Genomic DNA, 17,675 nt, shown 5'->3' with positions numbered 1-17,675 from the left:
GCCGGTGTCAAGACGCTGGAGGAAGAGATGAACCCACTGGATCCGGGGACTTCCGCTGCGCGGTCCGGGCCTGTCGCGCCCCTGGAAGTCCTCGTCACGCACCGGGTCGAATGGCACGACACGGATGCCTCGGGCCATCAGCACCACTCGTCCGTCCTGCGCTGGGTCGAGGCGGCGGAGGCGGAACTGCTGCGGGGCCACGGTCTCGACTGGCTCTTCGGCCGGACCCCCCGGGTGCGCCACGAAGTCAGCTATCGCGCACGCCTCTGGTTCGGCGAGACGGTGACCACCCGTCTGCGCGTCGTCAGGCTGGGCCGCACATCGTTGACGTACGCCTTCGAGGTCAGCGGCCGGGAAGGCGTGGCCGCCGAAGGAATCCTGGTCGTCGCCCACGCCGAGCCGGACTCGCCGTCGGCCACCCCATGGCCCGAGCAGGTGCGTGAGGCATTGGGCACCGACCCCACCACCACTGCCGAGAGGACGCAGTGATGCGTATCGCCATCATCGGCGGAGGACCCGCCGGCCTGTATTTCGCCGCACTGGCCAAGCAGCTCGACCCGTCGCGGGACATCACCGTCTGGGAGCGCAACGCCCCCGACGACACGTTCGGCTTCGGTGTCGTGTTCTCCGACGAGACCCTGGACGGCATCGCCGGAGCCGATCCCGCCGTCTTCGCCGCCGTCGAGGCGGAGTTCGCCCGCTGGAGCGACATCGACATCCACTACCGGGGCCAGGTGCAGACGTCCGGCGGGCATGGATTCGCCGCGATATCCCGCAAGCGGCTGCTCCAGATTCTTCAGCAGCGCTGTTCGGAACTCGGCATCGACGTGCGCTTTCGCACCCAGGCGCCGGCTGCCGACGAGCTGTCGTGCCAGTACGACCTGGTGATCGCCGCCGACGGAGTCAACTCCGCGACCCGTGCCAAGTTCGCCGATGTGTTCCAGCCGTCACTGGACGTACGCTCCTGCCGGTACATGTGGTTGGCGACCGACCGGGCGCTGGAAGCTTTCAGGTTCATCGTGGCGGAGACACCGCACGGACCGCTTCAAGTCCACGCCTACCCCTTCAGCTCCGACCGCTCCACCTTCATCGTGGAGGTCGGCGAGGAGACGTGGCGGGGGGCCGGCTTCGACGTCCTCGCGGCTCAGGGCTTCGGCCCGGGCGAGAGCGACCACGCCAGTGTGGCTCGCTGTGCCGAACTGCTCGCGGACCACCTCGGCGGGCAGCGGTTGCTCACCAACAACTCCAAGTGGGTGCGGTTCACCACGGTACGCAATCGCACCTGGCGGCACGGCAACATCGTGCTCCTCGGCGATGCCGCGCACACCGCCCACTTCTCCATCGGCTCCGGTACCAAACTCGCCATGGAGGACGCAGTCGCCCTGGCCGCCGCGCTGGAGAGGGACGGCGCCGCCCTGCACGACAAGCTCGAAGCGTACGAGCGGGACCGCAGACCTGTGGTCGAATCCACCCAGCGCGCGGCACAGGCGAGCCTCGAATGGTTCGAGACGATCGAGCAGTCGGTCGGCCAGGAGCCCGAGCAGTTCGCGTTCAATCTGCTCACCCGCAGCCGCCGTGTCACGCACGACAATCTGCGCTCCCGCGACGCGGAGTACACGGCACGGCTGGAGAGCTGGTTCGGCAGCCGGGACACCACGCCGCCGCTGCTCCAGCCCTTCCGGCTGGGCGACCTCGAACTACGCAATCGCGTGGTCGCCGCGCCCGTCGCCTCCTACGCGGCGAATGCCGACGGCACGGTCGGAGACACCGAGCTGGTGCATCTGGGCGGTGCGGCGTTCGGAGGTGCCGGCCTGGTTCTCGCGGGCATGACGGCGGTCAGCCGGCGCGGGCGGGTGACACCGCGCTGCCCGGGCCTGTGGGATGACAGGCACACAGCGGCCTGGCGCCGGATCACCGACCTGGTGCACGCCCACAGCGGCGCTGCGATCGGCGTTCAGCTCAGCCACAGCGGGCGCAAGGGATCCACCGGCGTACCGGACCGCGGACCGCTGGGCCGCGCGCTGACCGACGGCGCATGGCACACCGAAGGTCCCTCCGCCGACGCCTGGGCCGATCACCCCGCCCCGCACGCCACGACGGGAGCGGACCTCGAGCGCGTCGCCGAGGAGTTCGCCGGCGCGGCCCTGCGCGCCGACGCCGCGGGCTTCGACGTCCTGGAGATCCAGGCGGGACACGGCTTCCTGCTCTCGTCGTTCCTGTCACCGCTGACGAACCACCGCGACGACCGCTACGGAGGTGACCTCGCCGGCAGACTTCGGTTCCCGCTGCAAGTCGTGGACCGCGTACGGGAGAGCTGGCCCCGTCACAAGCCCCTGATCGTGCGGATCTCCGCCGTCGACTGGGCCGAGGGCGGCACGACCATGGCGGACGCCGTCACGATCGCGGCCGAACTGCACGCGCACGGCGCGGACGCGATCGAGGTCTCCAGCGGCGAAGTCGTCCCGTGGGAGCGTCCCGCGTACGGCCGCACCTACCAGACGCCGTTCGCGGCGCGCATCCGTGCCGCAACCGGCGTGCCGACGATCGCCGTCGGCGGCTACTCCTCGTACGACGACGTCAACACGACCCTCCTGGCGGGTCGCGCGGACCTGATAGCACTCGGTCGTGTCCAGCTGCACGACCCCGCATGGACACTGCACGCGGCCGCGGCCGCGCGGTACACCGGACCTGCCGCTCACTGGCCGCACCATCTGCGGCCCGGCAGTACTCTCCCGGCTCTGGGAGGCCGGCAGCGTCCCGTTCTCACTCTCCGCCCGGAGCCGGTGACCGACATCCACCAGCGCTGGCAGCCGGTCGCTGCCGAGAGGATCTGATGACCATGGGCATGCAGCACATCGTGGAGGATCTGAAGCCGTTCACCGCTGCCGCGATCCAGGCGGCACCGGTCTACCTGGATACGTCCGCCACCGTGGACAAGGCCGTCGCGCTGATCCACGAGGCAGCCAGCAACGGCGCCCAACTGATCGCGTTTCCCGAAGTGTTCGTCCCCGGCTACCCCTACTGGAACTGGACACTCAACCCCGTCCAGGGCTCCCCTTGGTACGAGCAGCTGTACCGGTCGGCGATCGACGTACCGGGCCCCCACGTGGACACACTCCGGGCCGCCGCGGCCGCCACGGGCACCACGGTCGTCATCGGCGTGAACGAACGCGGCCCGCACAGCCTGGGCGTCCTGTACAACACCGTGCTCACCATCGGTCCGGACGGCTCGCTCCTCGGGGTGCACCGCAAGCTGGTGCCCACCTGGGCGGAGAAGCTCACCTGGACGGGCGGCGACGGCGGTTCCGTGCGGGTCCACCAGACACCTGTCGGTCCGCTCGGGGTCCTGGCGTGCGGCGAGAACACCAACACCCTTGCCCGCTTCGCACTGCTGGCACAGGGAGAGCTCATCCATGTCGCCAACTACATCTCGCTGCCGGTGGCGCCGGCCGACTACGACATGTCGCAGGCCATCGCCATTCGCACCGCGGCACACAGCTTCGAGGGCAAGCTCTTCTCGATCGTGTCCTGTTCGACGATCACCGAGGAGATGATCGAGATAGCGGCGGGCGACCGCGCCGACATCGCGAAGATGATGCGCCGGCCGCGCAGCGCCCTGTCCGGCATCTTCGGTCCGGACGGGCAGCCGGTGACGGAGCCGCTCATCGATGAGGAAGGCATCGTCTACGGAGAGGTCGATCTCGCCAAGTGCATTCAGCCCAAGCAGATGCACGACATCATCGGCCACTACAACCGATTCGACGTCTTCCGCCTTCATCACAACACAACGTCCCTGCAACCACTGGTCCAGGGGCCTTACCCCGCCGCCGGATCTCCCCCGCGTCACGGAGTTGATGCCGTCGGCGATCCGTGGGTTCCGCAGGACCCGGAGACCAACTGACGGCGGATGAGCCAAGCGGGCGGTCGGTGGTCAAGGCGCGTCCGTGGCCGTCTTCCGCTCGCTGTGCTGGTGCCTGTTCCCCGACGAGGATCGATACGGGGGCAGGCACCAGTGCCACGAGCCGGCACACCGAATCCCCGGCATATGAGGCCGGGGATTCGGTAACCGGATCCGGATTCACGGTATCGGGCATCGGCGTCGCCTCGGCCGGCATCCGGGACGTGGCTCCCAGGGCCCTTCCCAGCGCACAGCTGGCGTCAGCCGTGTCGGTCAAAAGACCGAGACGGCATGACACCGGCCGGCATGAGGGCTGCCGAGGATCAGAGGTCCAGTACCAGGCGGTCCGAACGGGAACGCCCCACGCAGATCAGCATGGTTCCCTCCGCATCATGTTCCTCCGGTGACATCAAGCTCCCGCGATGTTCTGGCGTCCCTCCCAGCACCTTGGTCTCGCAGGTGCCGCAATAGCCCTCCTGGCAGGAGAAGTCGACGTCATCACGCACCGTGCGGACGACCTCCAGGATGCTCTGTCCGGCACCGACCTGGACCGTCACGCCGGACGCCCGCATCTCGACCTCGAACTCCGCGTCGGCCGTACCGTCGTCGGGAGCCGCCTGCGGGTCTTCGGCGGCCGTGAACCGCTCGAGGTGCAGCCGGTCCGACAGCCCCGCGGCAGCACACGCCTCGATCACCGCGGCCATCAGTCCGGCGGGCCCGCAGCAAAAGACATGGGCACCCTCCGGCACGCCGGCCACCAGGCCGGTGACGTCGATCAGCCCTTCCTCGTCCTGAGGGACCAGGCGAACCCGGCCGGAGCCATGGGCACCCAGCTCGTCGGCGAAGGCCATCGCGCCGCGACTGCGCCCGCCGTACACAAGGTTCCACCGCGTACCCCGGCGCTGGGCCTCGTCGACCATCGCCTTGATCGGCGTGACGCCGATGCCGCCCGCGATGAAGACGAACGAGATCGCCTCAACGAGCGGGAAGTGGTTGCGCGGCGCACGCACGAACAGTTCCGCCCCGGGTTGCAGTGCGCGGTGGACTTCGAGGGAACCGCCGCGTCCCTGGTGCTCGCATTGCACGCACACGGTGTACGACCGTGTGTCCCGGGGGTCGCCGCACAGGGAGTACTGCCGGGTCAGGCCGGATGGGAGATGCAGGTCGAGGTGTGCGCCCGGTTCCCAGTCGGGGAGCACGCCACCGTCCACCGGCTCCAGGCGCAGCAGGACGATGTCGTCCGCGGCCTGGCGCCGATCGGCGACGGCGACCCGGATGCGTTGCGTATCTGTCCCGTCGGTCATTGGTCAACTCCTCGATGGGTGTGGCCCTGGCGCCGGGAGGGACGTCGCGCCGTAGTGAACGGGGCCTTGGTCCCCGTGGCGTGGTCCGTTGACGTCCGCAGTGCGTGATCCGTGCGTTCGCCGGCTCCGGCGCTGACCGCACCCACGCGACCCGATGAGCAAGTATGCAGCGTTCATGGCGACAGTCAAGAAGGCGCCATATCTCCACGGGGTGCCGCGAACTCCCGTCGACCGCAAGCCGGTCACACCCTGCCTGCTCGCGGATCGGGTGTGGCGCGCGAGGAGCAATCTCGTTCCACATTAGCCGTATAGAGGTATTGCGACGCTCGTCATGGATGCGTAATGTTCTAGGTACCGGGACGGTCATGCCGCATCGTGGAATGAGGTTGAGCCTTGTCAGGAGTTCAATCGGTCGCCAGAGCCATGGCCGTGCTGGAGGAACTGGCACAGTCCGGCGCAACAGGCGTGAACGAGCTGGCCCGCAAGCTCGATCTGGCGCCCTCGACGGTGCAGCGACTGTTGGGCGCCCTGTCGGAGGTCGGAGTCGTCGAGCAGGATCCGAGCGACCGCTCCTACCGGGTCGCGCTGCGGCTCTTCCAGTGGGGTCAGGCACCGATGCGCCGGCTGCGGCTGCGCGAGCTGGCCAAGCCTCACATGCAGGAACTCGCCGCCGAAGTCGGCGAGACCATCGCTCTCGGTGTCCTCGACGGCGCACACGTGATGCACGTCGAATGGATCCCGGCACGCCACCTGGTACACCCGCGCATCAACATCGGCGAGCGTACGCCGGCGATATCCTCCTCGATGGGCCAGTGCCTGATTGCCTGGCTGCCACAGCGACAGCGCCTCGACATCGCCATGGAGGCGGCGGCGAGCGCCGGTTCACCCAGCGATCCCGCCGCTGCCGAGGACGTACTCGCCACAGTCCGGGCCCGGGGGTTCGCCGTGGTCGCCGACCCCCGGGCGAACGTCTGCACCATCGCCGTTCCGCTACGCGCCCGCGATGGCCAAGCCGTCGGAGCCCTCGGCATCGGCGGGCCACAGACCCGGTTCCCCATCGACCACGCAATGTCCATCGCTCCCCGCCTGATCGAGGTGGGCGCGGCCATCAGCGACTACTACGGCACGCTGCTCGCTGTCCCCGCGAACGGGAGTGGAGTCTTAACGGGAGAGGTTCATGACAGTACAGGCACCTTCTGACGTCAACGATCCCGATGAGCAGGAACTCCTGAGGTTCCGCACATCCTTGCGGCACTTCCCCAGCGGCGTCGCGGTGGTGACGATCCCCGACGGGGACGGCGTCTACGGCATGACGGCGAGTTCCTTCACCTCGGTGTCGCTCAAGCCCCAACTCTGTTCCGTCAGCGTCAACAAGCCCGGCAAGATGCACCGGCTGCTCGCGCAGTCGAACGGCACCTTCGGCATCAGCATCCTGAGCGCGCACCAGGGTCCGATCGCGGACTTCTACGCCAGGCGTCCGTGGAGTCCCGCAACCCTCGACGTACCCATGACACGTCAGTCGGGCTGCCCCATGATCGAGGGCGCCCTCGTGTGGATGGTCTGCGACAAGTGGGCCGAGTACGAGGGCGGGGACCACACCATCTTCGTCGGCCACGTACGGGACCACGGTGCCCTCGCGATCGAGGGTGCCGCACCCCTTGTCTGCCACAACTCGACCTATCACCAGCTCGGAGCGCCGATCGGCGCGGCCGACGTGCCTCAGCCCGGAAGGACGAAGTGATGAGCCACATAGTCCAACCCGACGACATCATCTGGAACAAGCTCGACAACCCCCGCGTGCCCGGCGTCGGCTTCGCGTTCAGCGAGAGCGTGATCGACAAAGACTACACGGACCTCTACAGCGCGCAGTTGGGCCTCATCGGCCCGGGCGGCAGCTCGAAGCCGCACCGGGACCCCTACAACCACGCGTTCTACTTCATCCGCGGCACGGGCACTGTACAGGTCGCCGACGAGAGCGCGGACCTGGTGCCCGGAACCATCGTGAAGGTGCCCAAGGGCAAGGTCCACAGCTTCGTGAACACCGGGGACGACGACCTCGTCTTCCTGGTCGTCTACGACCCGCCGTACGTAGCCGGCAGCAGGTTCGGGAAGTAGGAGGCCCACCGTGTTCGCTGGACGTCTTATACCCGTCGAAGGCACCCGCCGAGCCAACTCGTTCACCGGAGACACCTACGTCCGCGACGCCGACGGCTACTTCTGGTTCCAGGCCCGCAACGACGACGTGATCATCTCCTCCGGCTACAACATCGCGGGTCCAGAGGTCGAGGACGCTCTCCTACGGCACCCCGACACGCGGGAAGCCTCCGTGGTCGGTATCGCCGATGTCGAGCGCGGGTCGATTGTCAAGGCGTTCGTGGTCCTGCGCGACGGCGTCCCGGGCGACGAGGCGAAGGTTCGCGAGCTCCAGGACTTCGTCAAGCGGGCCATTGCGCCATTCAAATACTCGAGGGCCGTTCAGTTCGTGGACTCCCTACCGAAGACGAACACCGGCAAGATCCAGCGCTACATACTGCGCGCCGAGAATTATCCGCACGACGCAAAATCCTGACGAGACGTCATGCCGTTGTTCACGGTTCTGACCCAACCGACCACGCCGTGAAAACATCCGACCTCTCTAGGAGGTGGCACATGAGCAAAACTCTCCCCGATACCGCGCAAGTGCCCAACGTCATCAGCAAGGTGCGTTCGCGATCGTGGTGTCCGTCCGCGCGAACACGACGAGGCATCATCTCCGTCGCCGCGCTTGTCCTCGGCTGGCACGCCATGGCCTCGCTGATCGTCAAGGACCCGCTGCTGCTCGCCGGGCCTCTCGAGGTGGCGGACGTGTTCCTTGCCGACCTTAGCAGCGGTGAGCTGCTGACCAACCTTCGCGTCAGCCTCACCGAGGTGGCACTCGGGATGGTGATCGGGATCTCCTCGGGTATCGCGCTCGGGCTGCTGGTCGGTGCTTCGGCGCGGGTGCGCGACTACGCCGACCCGTTCATCGCGGCCAGCTATAGTGCGCCGCTGATCGCGCTGGCTCCACTGATGGTGCTCTGGCTCGGCATCGGCATGGCCTCCAAGGTTGCCGTGGTGGCCATCGTAGTGTTCTTCCCGGTTCTGATCAGCGTGGCCAGTGGCGTGCGGACGACCAGTCGGACACTGCTTGAGGTGTCGAGGTCCTTCGGCGCGGCACGAATGGCGACTTTCTGGAAAGTCCTGATCCCGGCCAACGTCCCTGCCACACTCGCCGGGATCCGGATCGCCGTTGGCCACGCTATCGCCGCAGTCGTGGTCGCCGAACTCTTCGGCGCCCGTTCGGGAGTCGGCTTTGCCATCACCCAGGCTAGCTTCAATTTCGACACCGCCAGGATCTTTCTCGGCGTCGGCATCCTCATGCTCCTGGGTATCACCTTTATGGAATTGGTGCGTCAGATAGAACATCGCACGGCTTCCTGGGCATTCGACAACGGAGCAGATAATGACTAGCACCGACATCGCCAGGGAAGGGGCCGTCACCGGCTCCATCGACGCCAAGTGTGTGACAAAGTCCTACAACGGCCGGATCGCTCTCGACTCCATCAGTTTTCGCGTCGAGCCCGGACAGTTCTATGCGGTGGTCGGACCGAGTGGCTGTGGGAAGACCACTCTCCTCAAGATCGTCCACGGCCTGGTCCGGGCTTCCTCCGGCGAGGTGCACGTGAATGGGCTGCCGGTGGCCGAGCCGTGCCGCAGCAGGGCCGTCGTCTTCCAAGGTGATTCCCTGATGCCGTGGCGGAGTGTGCTCGACAACATTGGCTTCGGCCTCGAGATGGGCGGGCTCAAGCGCGAGCAGGCCCGAGCCAAGGCGCGGCGGTATCTGGAACTGGTGGAGCTTGAGGATGTCGCGCACTACCAGCCGCACCAGCTCTCCGGCGGCATGCGCCAGCGCGTGAATCTGGCACGCGCACTCGCGGTGGAACCCGAGGTCCTGCTGATGGACGAGCCGTTCGCCGCGTTGGACGCGCAGACCCGCGAGGTGATGCAGGAGGAGCTGCTGCGGATCTGGCACCAACGCAGCCAGACAGTCATGTTCGTGACCCACCAGATCGATGAGGCCGTGTTGCTCGCCGATCGCATCCTGGTTCTCGGCTCCCGCCCCGGACGCGTCATCCGCGTCGTGGACGTCGACCTGCCACGACCACGCGACCTGCACATGAAACGTTCGGCCGCCTTCGGTGAGCTGGTCGAACAGGTTTGGTCCCTTATCAGTGGTGAAGCGCAAAAGGAGTCCAGACGTGTCCAATCCTGATCGCGTTCGATTGTCGCGCAAGGCTGGTCGTTCCCGTGTTCGTTGGAGGGCAACGCTGCTCGCTGGCCTGCTGGGCCTGACCATCGCGGCGTGCGGAAGCCCGGCCGATGTTGTCCCTGCGCAGCCAGGGGCCAAAGCGGCACCCGCCAAGTTCACCCTCGGACTCATCTCGCAGTCTGCCTCGCAGTGGCCCGCCTATGTGATGCTCGACGAGGACATCGATGCCCGGCATGGCCTGGCTATCGAGCCGGTGCAGACCGGCGGCTCGAGCAACAGCATCCAGCAGACGCTGGCCGGCGAGGTCGACGCCGGCGAGGCGCCGGTCGAGCGCGCCATCCAGGTCGCCACCGAGCGCCGTGCCAAGCTGCGCATGATCTGTGCCAGCGAGCTGTACTACAGCAGCAGCGTCGTGGCCAGTCCCGACATCACCAGCATCGAGCAACTACGAGGCAAGCGGATCTCGGTCGTCAGCAAGGACGACTCCACCTACTACCTGTTGCAGGAACTGCTCGAGCGGCACGGGATCAGCGCGAAAGCCTGGGTGCCGGTCTTCACCGCGGCGAACTCGGCGACGCGCTATGCCGCGCTCAAGGCCAAATCGGTCGATGCCGTGGTCGTGGCCTCACCACTCGATCTCAAGGCTGAGGACGAGGGCAACAACGTCGTCGTGGATCTCGGCGAGGAGTTCCCCGACTTTGCGTTCACCTCGTTCGTGGCCACCGAGGAGGCCCTACGGACCAACAAGCCCCGGCTGCGGCAGTTCGTCGCCGCCTACGCGGAGGCGATCGACTGGCTGCTTGACCCGGCCAACGAACAGCGTGCCACAGCGATCCTGGCCAGCAATACCAAGCTGGACCCGCAGACGACGAAACGGCTCTACTCGCTGCTCATCACTGAGAAAAGGGCGTTTGCCAAGAACGCGGTTATCCCCGCTGAGTCGATCAAAGTCGTCCAGGAGCGCCTCGCGCACGCCGGGCTGATCTCGCAGGTCCGATCGGCTGACAAGTTCTCTGTCGACCTCGTCGGCTGAGCCCGCGGATCCGGTGACCGGGTGCACAGCCGGCGGCATCCCACCCGTCACACATCTCATCCCGACGGGGGCACCGGCGCTTCCCATCACACAGTTGGAGGCAGAAATGGACTACGTACAGGCTCTCGAGGATATCGAATGGAGCGACGCGGACACCCCGGGTCTAGGCGCAGAATTCGCCTTCACTCCCGACGTCATCACCGACGACTACACTAGTGCCTACCGCGCGAAATTCGCCCGAATCAGCGCGGGCGGCCGGTCCGAGACACATGTGGACGCCCACAACCACGCCTTCTACATCATCAGTGGCAGCGGGGAGGTGCGGATCGAGGACCGGCTCTGGCAGATGCGGTCAGGCTCGGTTGTGAAGGTCCCTCGAGGCCTCCCCCACAGCCTCGAGAACACCGGGAGCGCGGACCTGGTCTTCCTCGCAATCTTCGATCCGCCGCAGGCTCCTCCCGTCTAAGGGCTTGCAGGGAATCAAGGTGTTGCTTCCCGTCCTGAGGCTCGTTGGTGTGGAATGCGCATCCCGGACGAGATTCGTGATCAACTCGCTGTGAAGTTCGCGGTGTTGATCCCACACCTGACGAGCGGCAGCGACGGCTGTTGATGGCTGCGGAGGCTCGGGCGCTGGGACACGGCGGTGTCCGGGCCGTGGCGCAGGCCGCTGCGGTCAGCGAGACGACGGTCCGCAAGGGCGTGTTCGAACTTGAGGCCGGTGAGGAGCCACTGGGGCGGGTGCGGCGTCCGGGCGGCGGCCGCAAACGAGTCGCGGATCTGAATCCGGGGCTGCGGCCGGCACTGTTGGCGCTGGTCGAGCCGGATGTACGGGGCGACCCGATGTCGCCGCTGCGGTGGACGGTGAAGTCCACCCGCATGTTCGCACAGGAGCTGACCCGGGAACGACCCCCGCTTCGTGGAACTGCGCCAGACCATCTGGAACTCACTGCGCGAAGAGGTCGTGTCGCTGCGCGGCGGATCCGGCGAGGAGGCCTCATGACCACCCTGACATCCAAGTCGGCCGGACCCGCCAAGTCCTCCGGCACCCCGGCACACACCGGGCGGACACAGAGCGGCACCGCCAGCCCAGCCCGTTTCCTGCGGCCGGTGGCCAGCCCATTGGCTCTGTTGCTCCTGTGGGAGGCGTTGGCCCGGCTCGGGCTCATCAACGCACGCATACTCCCGCCTCCCACCCTCGTTAGCACGCGCATCGTCGAACTCTTCCTGCACGAGGGACTCCTGTCCCATCTGGAGGCGACTCTCCTGCGATTCCTCGCCGGACTGACCATCGGCCGTCGTGGCAGGGCTCCTCGTCGGTCTCACCACGGGCCTGTTCACCACCGCCCACCGGATCCTCAATCCGGTGATCGCGCTGCTCTACCTACTGCCCAGGATCGCCATGTTCCCGCTGATCCTGATCCTGGTCGGCCTCAACGAACAAGCCAACGCCCTCGAGATCACGCTGGCTCCCTTCTTCGCCGTAGCGATCAGCACCATGGGTGCCGTGCGGTCGATCGACCCGATCTATCGCGACGTCGCGGCCAGCTTCAACACAGGGACCCTCGACCTGTACCGGCGGATCACCCTCCCCGCCGTTCTGCCCGCGGTCATCGGTGCGCTCAGGGTCTCGGCCGGACTCGCCCTCACATCGACCACCGCCGTGGAGTTCCTCGCCGCGGACAAGGGGCTCGGCTACCTCATCTGGCACGCCTGGCAGATCCTCTCCCTCCAGGACTGCCTGGCTGTCATGGCCGTAGCAGGCATCCTCGGCGCGCTGGCCTACGGAGGCGTCAGCATGGTGGAACGCCTCGCCATACCATGGCAGCGCCGCCGGACCTAGCCCGTAGCGGAAACTCGGACCCGCCGACGTGGGCGCCGTTGCGTCGCGTTCAATCAGTGAATCACCCCGGGTGACGCACGCGCGCCCGGATATCTGCCCCCATGGCCTTTTCTGTGCGGTGACTGCCGCAACGCTTCAAGGCCTTCCTGCACTGATCTCCTCTCATACCCACCTGTGCTGGGCCGCCTTGACCAGTGCAGCTGATCCCCGAAGGAATGTCAGATGATCTATGACGACATCGTGATCGGTGCTGGTTCAGCGGGTGCTGTGCTGGCCACGCGTCTGTCGGAGGACCCGGACCGTCAGGTCCTCCTGATCGAGGCGGGTAACGACTATCCGAGCGCGCAAAAGACCCCCGCCGGTCTCCTGGCCACCCGGCGCGTGCCTTTCGATCACGACTGGGGTTACACGGCGGAGGTGGTGCCCGGCCGGCGCGCGCCGTATCCCCGTGGCCGGGTGACGGGGGGCTCGTCGGCGGTGAACGCGGGGCTAGCGTTGCGGGGTCTTCCCGAGGACTACGACGCGTGGGCCGCCCGGGGCAACGACGAGTGGGGCTGGGACACGCTCCTGCCCGTTTTCCGGCAGATCGAGGACGACGCGGCCGGTGATCCGGCGTTCCACGGCACGGGCGGTCCCACGCCGATCCACCGTACGCCCCGGGAGCTTCTGGCGCCCGTGCACGCCGCGTTCCTGCAGGCCTGTCTGAGCCTGGGGCACCGCTACACGGCAGACCACAACGCGCCCGATTCCACGGGTGTGGGTCCGGCTCCGGCCAACGAGCGGTACGGCATGCGGATTTCGACGGCGCTGGCTTATCTGGGTGGGGCCCGTATCCGGCCCAACCTGACCATCAGGGCGGGGTGCGTGGCCGACCGTGTGCTGCTGGACGGCACCCGCGTGACCGGGGTCGAGTTCGTGTGCGACGGTGTTCGTGAGGAGGCCTTGGCCCGCCGGGTCACCCTGGCCGCGGGTGCGGCGGCCTCACCGGCCATCCTCCTGCGCTCGGGTATCGGCCCGGCCAAGGAACTGGCCGCGCACGGTATCGAGGTGGCGGCGGACCTGCCCGGGGTGGGCACCAACCTCCTCGACCACGCCACGGTCGCCATCAACCTGAACGGTACGGCCGGCCCCGCGGACCCGGCAGCCCCGTACTGGGAGAACGTGCTGCAGTGGACCGCTTCCGGCTCCTCGGACCGCAACGACATGCAAAGCATGCTCGTCCACAACACCGCGCAGCCCGCCCTGCGGCTGTCGGCCAGCCTGATGCTGCCGCGATCCACGGGTGTACTTCAGCTAGCGGACCGCTCCCCGCACACCGCGCCCGACATCCGCCTCAACCTCGCCACCGACCCCGAGGACGTGCACAAGCTCATCGAGGGACTGCGGCACCTGTCCGCCATCGCTGCCTCTCCCGAACTCGCCCTCCACCACGACGGATCGGCCATCTTCGACGACGGCCAGACACTGCCCGTGGCGGACCTGTCCGAGCGCTTCGCGGACCTCGACACCGCGACCGAGCACGTCGTGAACACCGTCTTCCACTACGTCCACCTGGCAGGCGGCACGCACATGGGGCCGGACAGCGACCCGGACGCAGTCGTCGACCAGCGAGGCCGAGTACGCGGCATCGACGGACTGCGCGTCGCCGACGCCTCCGTCATGCCGACCATCCCGCGCGCCAACACCCACCTCACCTGCGTCGTCATCGGCGAACGCGTCGCAGCCTGGATCCGAGCCGAACAGTAAACACCCCGCGCAAGGCCCTGCACCCCCGAAACCGCCAAGGCCTTGCCGCCCAGGACCGCCCTCACGCCCCTGCAAAGGATGGCATCGATGACCGACAGCACCACACCACTGAAAATCGACACCGACCGCACCACCATGTACGTGAACGGAGCCTGGCGGCCCAGCCACGGACAGGACCGGATGCACGAAATCAACCCGGCGACCGAAGAGGTCATCGGATTCACGCCTGACGGCGACGCCGAGGACATCGACGCCGCGGTGCAGGCCGCGCGGGCCGCGCTGCGCGAATGGGCCGGACTCACGCCGGTCCAGCGCTCCGCCTTCCTCGTGGCGATGGCCGACCGCCTCGACCAGCGGGCCGACCAGGCCGCCCGCCTGGTCACCAGCGAAAACGGTGTGCCGCTGGCCACCAGTGCCGCGATGGTCGAGAGCGCGTCCGGGGTGCTGAGGTACTACGCCTCGCTCGCCGAGACCTTCCCCTTTGAGGAGGCCCGCGGCACCACCGTCGTACGGCAGGAGCCGATCGGCGTGGCGGGCTTGATCCTGCCGTGGAACGGCCCGCTGAACCTGGCCTACATGAAGATCGCCCCCGCGCTACTCGCCGGGTGCACGACCGTACTCAAGCCGGCCCCGGAGACCTCCCTCAGCACGGCTTTCATCGCCGATGCGGCGGAAGCCGCCGCGCTGCCCGCCGGTGTGATCAACATCGTCACCGGCGGCCGTGAGGCCGGCGCCGCCCTGGTCACCCACGCGGGCGTCGACAAGATCGCCTTCACCGGATCGACGGCCGCAGGGCGGGCGATCGCCGCGCAGTGCGGCCAGGCGATGAAGCCGGGAACCTTCGAACTCGGCGGAAAGTCGGCATCCATCCTCCTCGACGACGCCGACCTGGACGTCTTCCTCGCTCAGATCATCGACGTCAGCCTCGCCGGATCCGGCCAGAGTTGCAAGCTCAGCACCAGGATCCTGGTCGCCAGTGACCGTTACGACGAAGTGTGCGACGCACTGCGCAACACCCTCAGCCCGCTCGTCGTCGGCGACCCGTTCGATCCCGCCACCGATTTCGGGCCGTTGGCCATCGAGCGCCAGCGCGACCGCGTCGAGCAGTACATCCGCTCCGGCCTGGAGCAGGGCGCGAAGCTGCTCATGGGCGGCGGCCGGCCGACCCACCTGCCCAAGGGCTACTACGTCGAGCCCACGGTCTTCGTCGGCGTCGAGAACTGGATGCGTATCGCCCAGGAGGAGATCTTCGGCCCCGTGCTCGCGGTCATTCCCTTCGACAGCGACGACGACGCGGTGACCCTGGCGAACGATTCCGCCTACGGACTCGGCGGCGCGGTCTACACCACCGACACCGAGCGCGGCACCAACATCGCCCGCCGCGTCCAGACCGGCACCATCGGCATCAACGGCTACAGGATCGACCCCCTCGCACCGTTCGGCGGCTACAAGCAGAGCGGCCTCGGCCGAGAACTCGGCCCGGAAGGCCTGGCCGCCTACCTCCAGAACAAGTCCATCTACCACGCCGTCCCCTGATCGACCCGGCAGACGGCGAAGACGAGGGCCAGGGCCACCCCTGGCCCCGGGCACCGGCCACCCGGTCGGCGAGTGCCGGCAGGACAGACGACCCGAACGCCGAGTCATCGCGGTCGAAGGCGGGCCAAAGGTTCTCACCCGCGGCCTCGCGCCTGGGCGGGGGCGCGCAGGTGAAGGCGCTGAGTCCGTGTTCGAGGGCGAGATTGGCGATTTGCTCTCGAAGAGCTCCAGGAGGGTGCGCTTGCCGGCGTACAAGCCAAAGATGCTCGCCCTCACCGGAGCCTTGGGCAACGGCTGGTTCCCCTCCATCGAGTACCTGCCGCAGGGAGCGGAGTCGCTGCCGGAGATGAACGCCCGCATCGATGAGGCCGCCGGGGCGGCGGGCCGTTCCCCGTCCGACGTGCGCCGGCTGATGAACTTCCTGAGGGTCCAGTTCTCGCCCACCTCACGTGGTCTGCTCGAGGCCTGGTCTCCCAGCCGCGGGACCGCGCGTGCCTGGACGCCTTCGAGCGGAGCTGGACATGCCGTGGGCGCTGTACCACGTGCGCCGCCTGTTCCTGCTGTCCGGCGGAGGAGCTCTTCACCACCGCCCCCGCCCGATCGCACACCGGCCTCACCCGTTTACCAGATCCTCGATGCCCTCCAAAACGTGCTGAACTGCTGGACCGGCCTGTGCACAACATGCCACCAGCCCCTGCCCCGACCCCGGACCAGACGCCACCCAGCAAGATCCATCTCAACCTAACGGAGTCCTACTAGTCGCCTGGAGATCTACGCGACGGCCCTCAACCGGCTCGAGCTGGAGCACGCCGCCCTCGAGGAGCAGGTGCGGGCGGCACTGGCGAAGGAGCCGCGCAAGGAACCCGAACTGGCACGCCGCGGCGGGCGCGCGCTGTGCAACGGCTGCACCGCTCACAGCTGATGACTACCGCTCGCTGCGCTGAGGTTTCCCCTCCGGGCAGCGGGCCCCCACTACATTGGACGGAGGAGATGACCGTGATCATGAATCCCACCGCCCTGCTGCTTGATCTTGCAGCCCGGGCCCAGAGCGTGACCGACCCGGACACGCTGCACGACTTGCTGTCCACGGGTCACCGCGCCTGGTGCGAGGGCGTCGCCGACGTCCGGGCCGGCGTTGACCGGGAGACCGCGAGCCTGTCCGACGCTCTGCTCGCCGAGCGGTGCGCCGCTGCGGGCGCGCCGTGGGAGGAGGGGATGAAGCGCAGCGAGGCGGTTTCCGCTCTCGTCTTCGTGACCTGGGAGGCGGCGCCGGCGGCCATGGCGTACACGGAGTTGGAGGAGCATGCGGCGCGCTTCGGGGTGTGTCTGCTGGGCGAGGACGTGCTGTAGGCCGTTTTGGCGTCGGGATGGACAGCAATGCACCCATTTTGGCATTGTGGAACTTGTCGTGCTCGTCCGGGTGCGGCATCGCCTTGCCGTTCCTTCCGAAGGGGACCCTGATGTCTTCCGTCGAGCGGCTCGTCGACACCGCGCAGATCGTGGCGGATTTCGGCACGAGCAAGCCCCGGATCAGTGCGTGGAGCAACGACCCGAGCAGCGGATTCCCCGCGGTCGCGCACACCGAAGGCCGCAAGCGTTTCTGGCGCCACAACGAGGTCGCGGCGTTCTTCGCGCAGCGTGCCCCGAAGAAGCGCACACTGCCGGCCGCCGTACTCGAGGCCGACCAGGACGAGCTGCTGACCAAGCGGGAAGCGGCCCGGCTTCTCGGCTACGCCCGCATGTCAACCATCGACGCCTACATCCGCGACCGGCCTGGGTACTTCCCCGAGCCCGACGAGGACGTCGAGGGCCCGATGTGGCGCCGCGCCACCATAGTCGAGTGGGCCACCAGCCGGCCCGGCAAGGGCCGACGCAGGTCCGCTCCAGGCGCCGCGTTGCCCGAAGTGCCGATCGAAGGGGATCCGGACGAACTGCTGGGCACAACCCAGGTAGCTGCACTCCTCGGCTACAGCAGCGCCGCCTCGTTCTCCAGCGTCCTGTACCAAGGCGGCATCCCCGAGCTGCCGGAG

17 protein-coding genes and 1 pseudogene are annotated in these 17,675 nt (G+C 67.7%); 17 read left to right on the top strand and 1 reads right to left on the bottom strand.

What is annotated here, in order from left to right:
• Nucleotides 1–27: 27 nt before the first annotated feature.
• The 3 genes from VXC91_RS25605 to VXC91_RS25595 are packed head-to-tail and all read left to right on the top strand — an operon-like array spanning nt 28 to nt 3,901.
• Nucleotides 28–489: an acyl-CoA thioesterase gene (locus tag VXC91_RS25605; protein WP_329509686.1), complete on the top strand. Its 462-nt coding sequence runs from the start codon at nt 28–30 to the stop codon at nt 487–489.
• Nucleotides 489–2,834: an oxidoreductase gene (locus VXC91_RS25600; protein WP_329509685.1), complete on the top strand. Its 2,346-nt coding sequence runs from the start codon at nt 489–491 to the stop codon at nt 2,832–2,834. The genes VXC91_RS25605 and VXC91_RS25600 overlap by 1 nt, the downstream gene beginning before the upstream one ends.
• A gap of 5 nt (nt 2,835–2,839) precedes the next feature.
• A complete protein-coding gene (locus tag VXC91_RS25595; RefSeq protein WP_329509684.1) occupies nt 2,840–3,901 on the top strand; it encodes a carbon-nitrogen hydrolase family protein in 1,062 nt (353 codons plus the stop codon).
• A gap of 320 nt (nt 3,902–4,221) precedes the next feature.
• Here the strand turns inward: VXC91_RS25595 and VXC91_RS25590 are convergent, their stop codons facing one another.
• Nucleotides 4,222–5,202 (bottom strand): PDR/VanB family oxidoreductase, encoded by a 981-nt coding sequence (locus VXC91_RS25590; protein ID WP_329509683.1) that lies wholly within the window; start codon nt 5,200–5,202, stop codon nt 4,222–4,224.
• Nucleotides 5,203–5,595: 393 nt separating this feature from the next.
• Here VXC91_RS25590 and VXC91_RS25585 point away from each other — a divergent pair, with 393 nt between their 5' ends.
• From VXC91_RS25585 to VXC91_RS25520, 14 genes and pseudogenes are all read left to right on the top strand, one after another.
• The gene (locus VXC91_RS25585) at nt 5,596–6,402 is read left to right on the top strand and encodes an IclR family transcriptional regulator (RefSeq protein WP_329509682.1); all 807 of its coding nucleotides are present in this window, start codon (nt 5,596–5,598) and stop codon (nt 6,400–6,402) included.
• Complete coding sequence (locus VXC91_RS25580; RefSeq protein ID WP_329509681.1) at nt 6,380–6,943, top strand: flavin reductase family protein; 564 nt, start codon at nt 6,380–6,382, stop codon at nt 6,941–6,943. The genes VXC91_RS25585 and VXC91_RS25580 overlap by 23 nt, the downstream gene beginning before the upstream one ends.
• A complete protein-coding gene (locus VXC91_RS25575; RefSeq protein ID WP_329509680.1) occupies nt 6,943–7,317 on the top strand; it encodes a cupin domain-containing protein in 375 nt (124 codons plus the stop codon). The genes VXC91_RS25580 and VXC91_RS25575 overlap by 1 nt, the downstream gene beginning before the upstream one ends.
• Nucleotides 7,318–7,327: 10 nt before the next feature.
• Nucleotides 7,328–7,771, top strand: a complete 444-nt coding sequence (locus tag VXC91_RS25570) for an AMP-binding enzyme (protein ID WP_329509679.1) — start codon at nt 7,328–7,330, stop codon at nt 7,769–7,771.
• A gap of 80 nt (nt 7,772–7,851) precedes the next feature.
• Nucleotides 7,852–8,691, top strand: a complete 840-nt coding sequence (locus VXC91_RS25565; protein WP_329509678.1) for an ABC transporter permease — start codon at nt 7,852–7,854, stop codon at nt 8,689–8,691.
• Nucleotides 8,684–9,493 carry an ABC transporter ATP-binding protein gene (locus VXC91_RS25560; RefSeq protein WP_329509677.1) on the top strand — a complete coding sequence of 270 codons (810 nt, stop codon included), beginning with the start codon at nt 8,684–8,686 and terminating at the stop codon, nt 9,491–9,493. The genes VXC91_RS25565 and VXC91_RS25560 overlap by 8 nt, the downstream gene beginning before the upstream one ends.
• Entirely contained in the window at nt 9,480–10,523 is a 1,044-nt protein-coding gene (locus VXC91_RS25555) for an ABC transporter substrate-binding protein (RefSeq protein WP_329509676.1), read from the top strand. The genes VXC91_RS25560 and VXC91_RS25555 overlap by 14 nt, the downstream gene beginning before the upstream one ends.
• 106 nt (nt 10,524–10,629) lie before the next feature.
• Nucleotides 10,630–10,989 (top strand): cupin domain-containing protein, encoded by a 360-nt coding sequence (locus tag VXC91_RS25550; protein ID WP_329509675.1) that lies wholly within the window; start codon nt 10,630–10,632, stop codon nt 10,987–10,989.
• Between the two features lie 54 nt (nt 10,990–11,043).
• Nucleotides 11,044–11,426 (top strand): annotated as a pseudogene (locus tag VXC91_RS25545) (ISAzo13-like element transposase-related protein); the annotation flags it as partial.
• Between the two features lie 394 nt (nt 11,427–11,820).
• On the top strand, nt 11,821–12,363 hold the full coding sequence (locus VXC91_RS25540; protein ID WP_329509674.1) for an ABC transporter permease: 543 nt from the start codon (nt 11,821–11,823) through the stop codon (nt 12,361–12,363).
• A gap of 222 nt (nt 12,364–12,585) precedes the next feature.
• Entirely contained in the window at nt 12,586–14,109 is a 1,524-nt protein-coding gene (locus VXC91_RS25535; protein WP_329509673.1) for a GMC family oxidoreductase, read from the top strand.
• Nucleotides 14,110–14,196: 87 nt separating this feature from the next.
• Nucleotides 14,197–15,645 carry an aldehyde dehydrogenase gene (locus VXC91_RS25530; protein ID WP_329509672.1) on the top strand — a complete coding sequence of 483 codons (1,449 nt, stop codon included), beginning with the start codon at nt 14,197–14,199 and terminating at the stop codon, nt 15,643–15,645.
• A gap of 996 nt (nt 15,646–16,641) precedes the next feature.
• The gene (locus VXC91_RS25525; protein WP_329509671.1) at nt 16,642–16,995 is read left to right on the top strand and encodes a hypothetical protein; all 354 of its coding nucleotides are present in this window, start codon (nt 16,642–16,644) and stop codon (nt 16,993–16,995) included.
• 110 nt (nt 16,996–17,105) lie between these two features.
• On the top strand, nt 17,106–17,675 hold a 570-nt coding region (locus VXC91_RS25520; RefSeq protein ID WP_408057471.1), incomplete at its 3' end, for a helix-turn-helix transcriptional regulator.

Origin of the sequence: Streptomyces chiangmaiensis, assembly GCF_036281785.1 — a bacterium.
Taxonomy (GTDB): Bacteria; Actinomycetota; Actinomycetes; order Streptomycetales; family Streptomycetaceae; genus Streptomyces; species Streptomyces chiangmaiensis.
The sequence above is the reverse complement of the archived record's forward strand: the minus strand, read 5'-3'. Positions and strand labels throughout refer to the sequence as shown.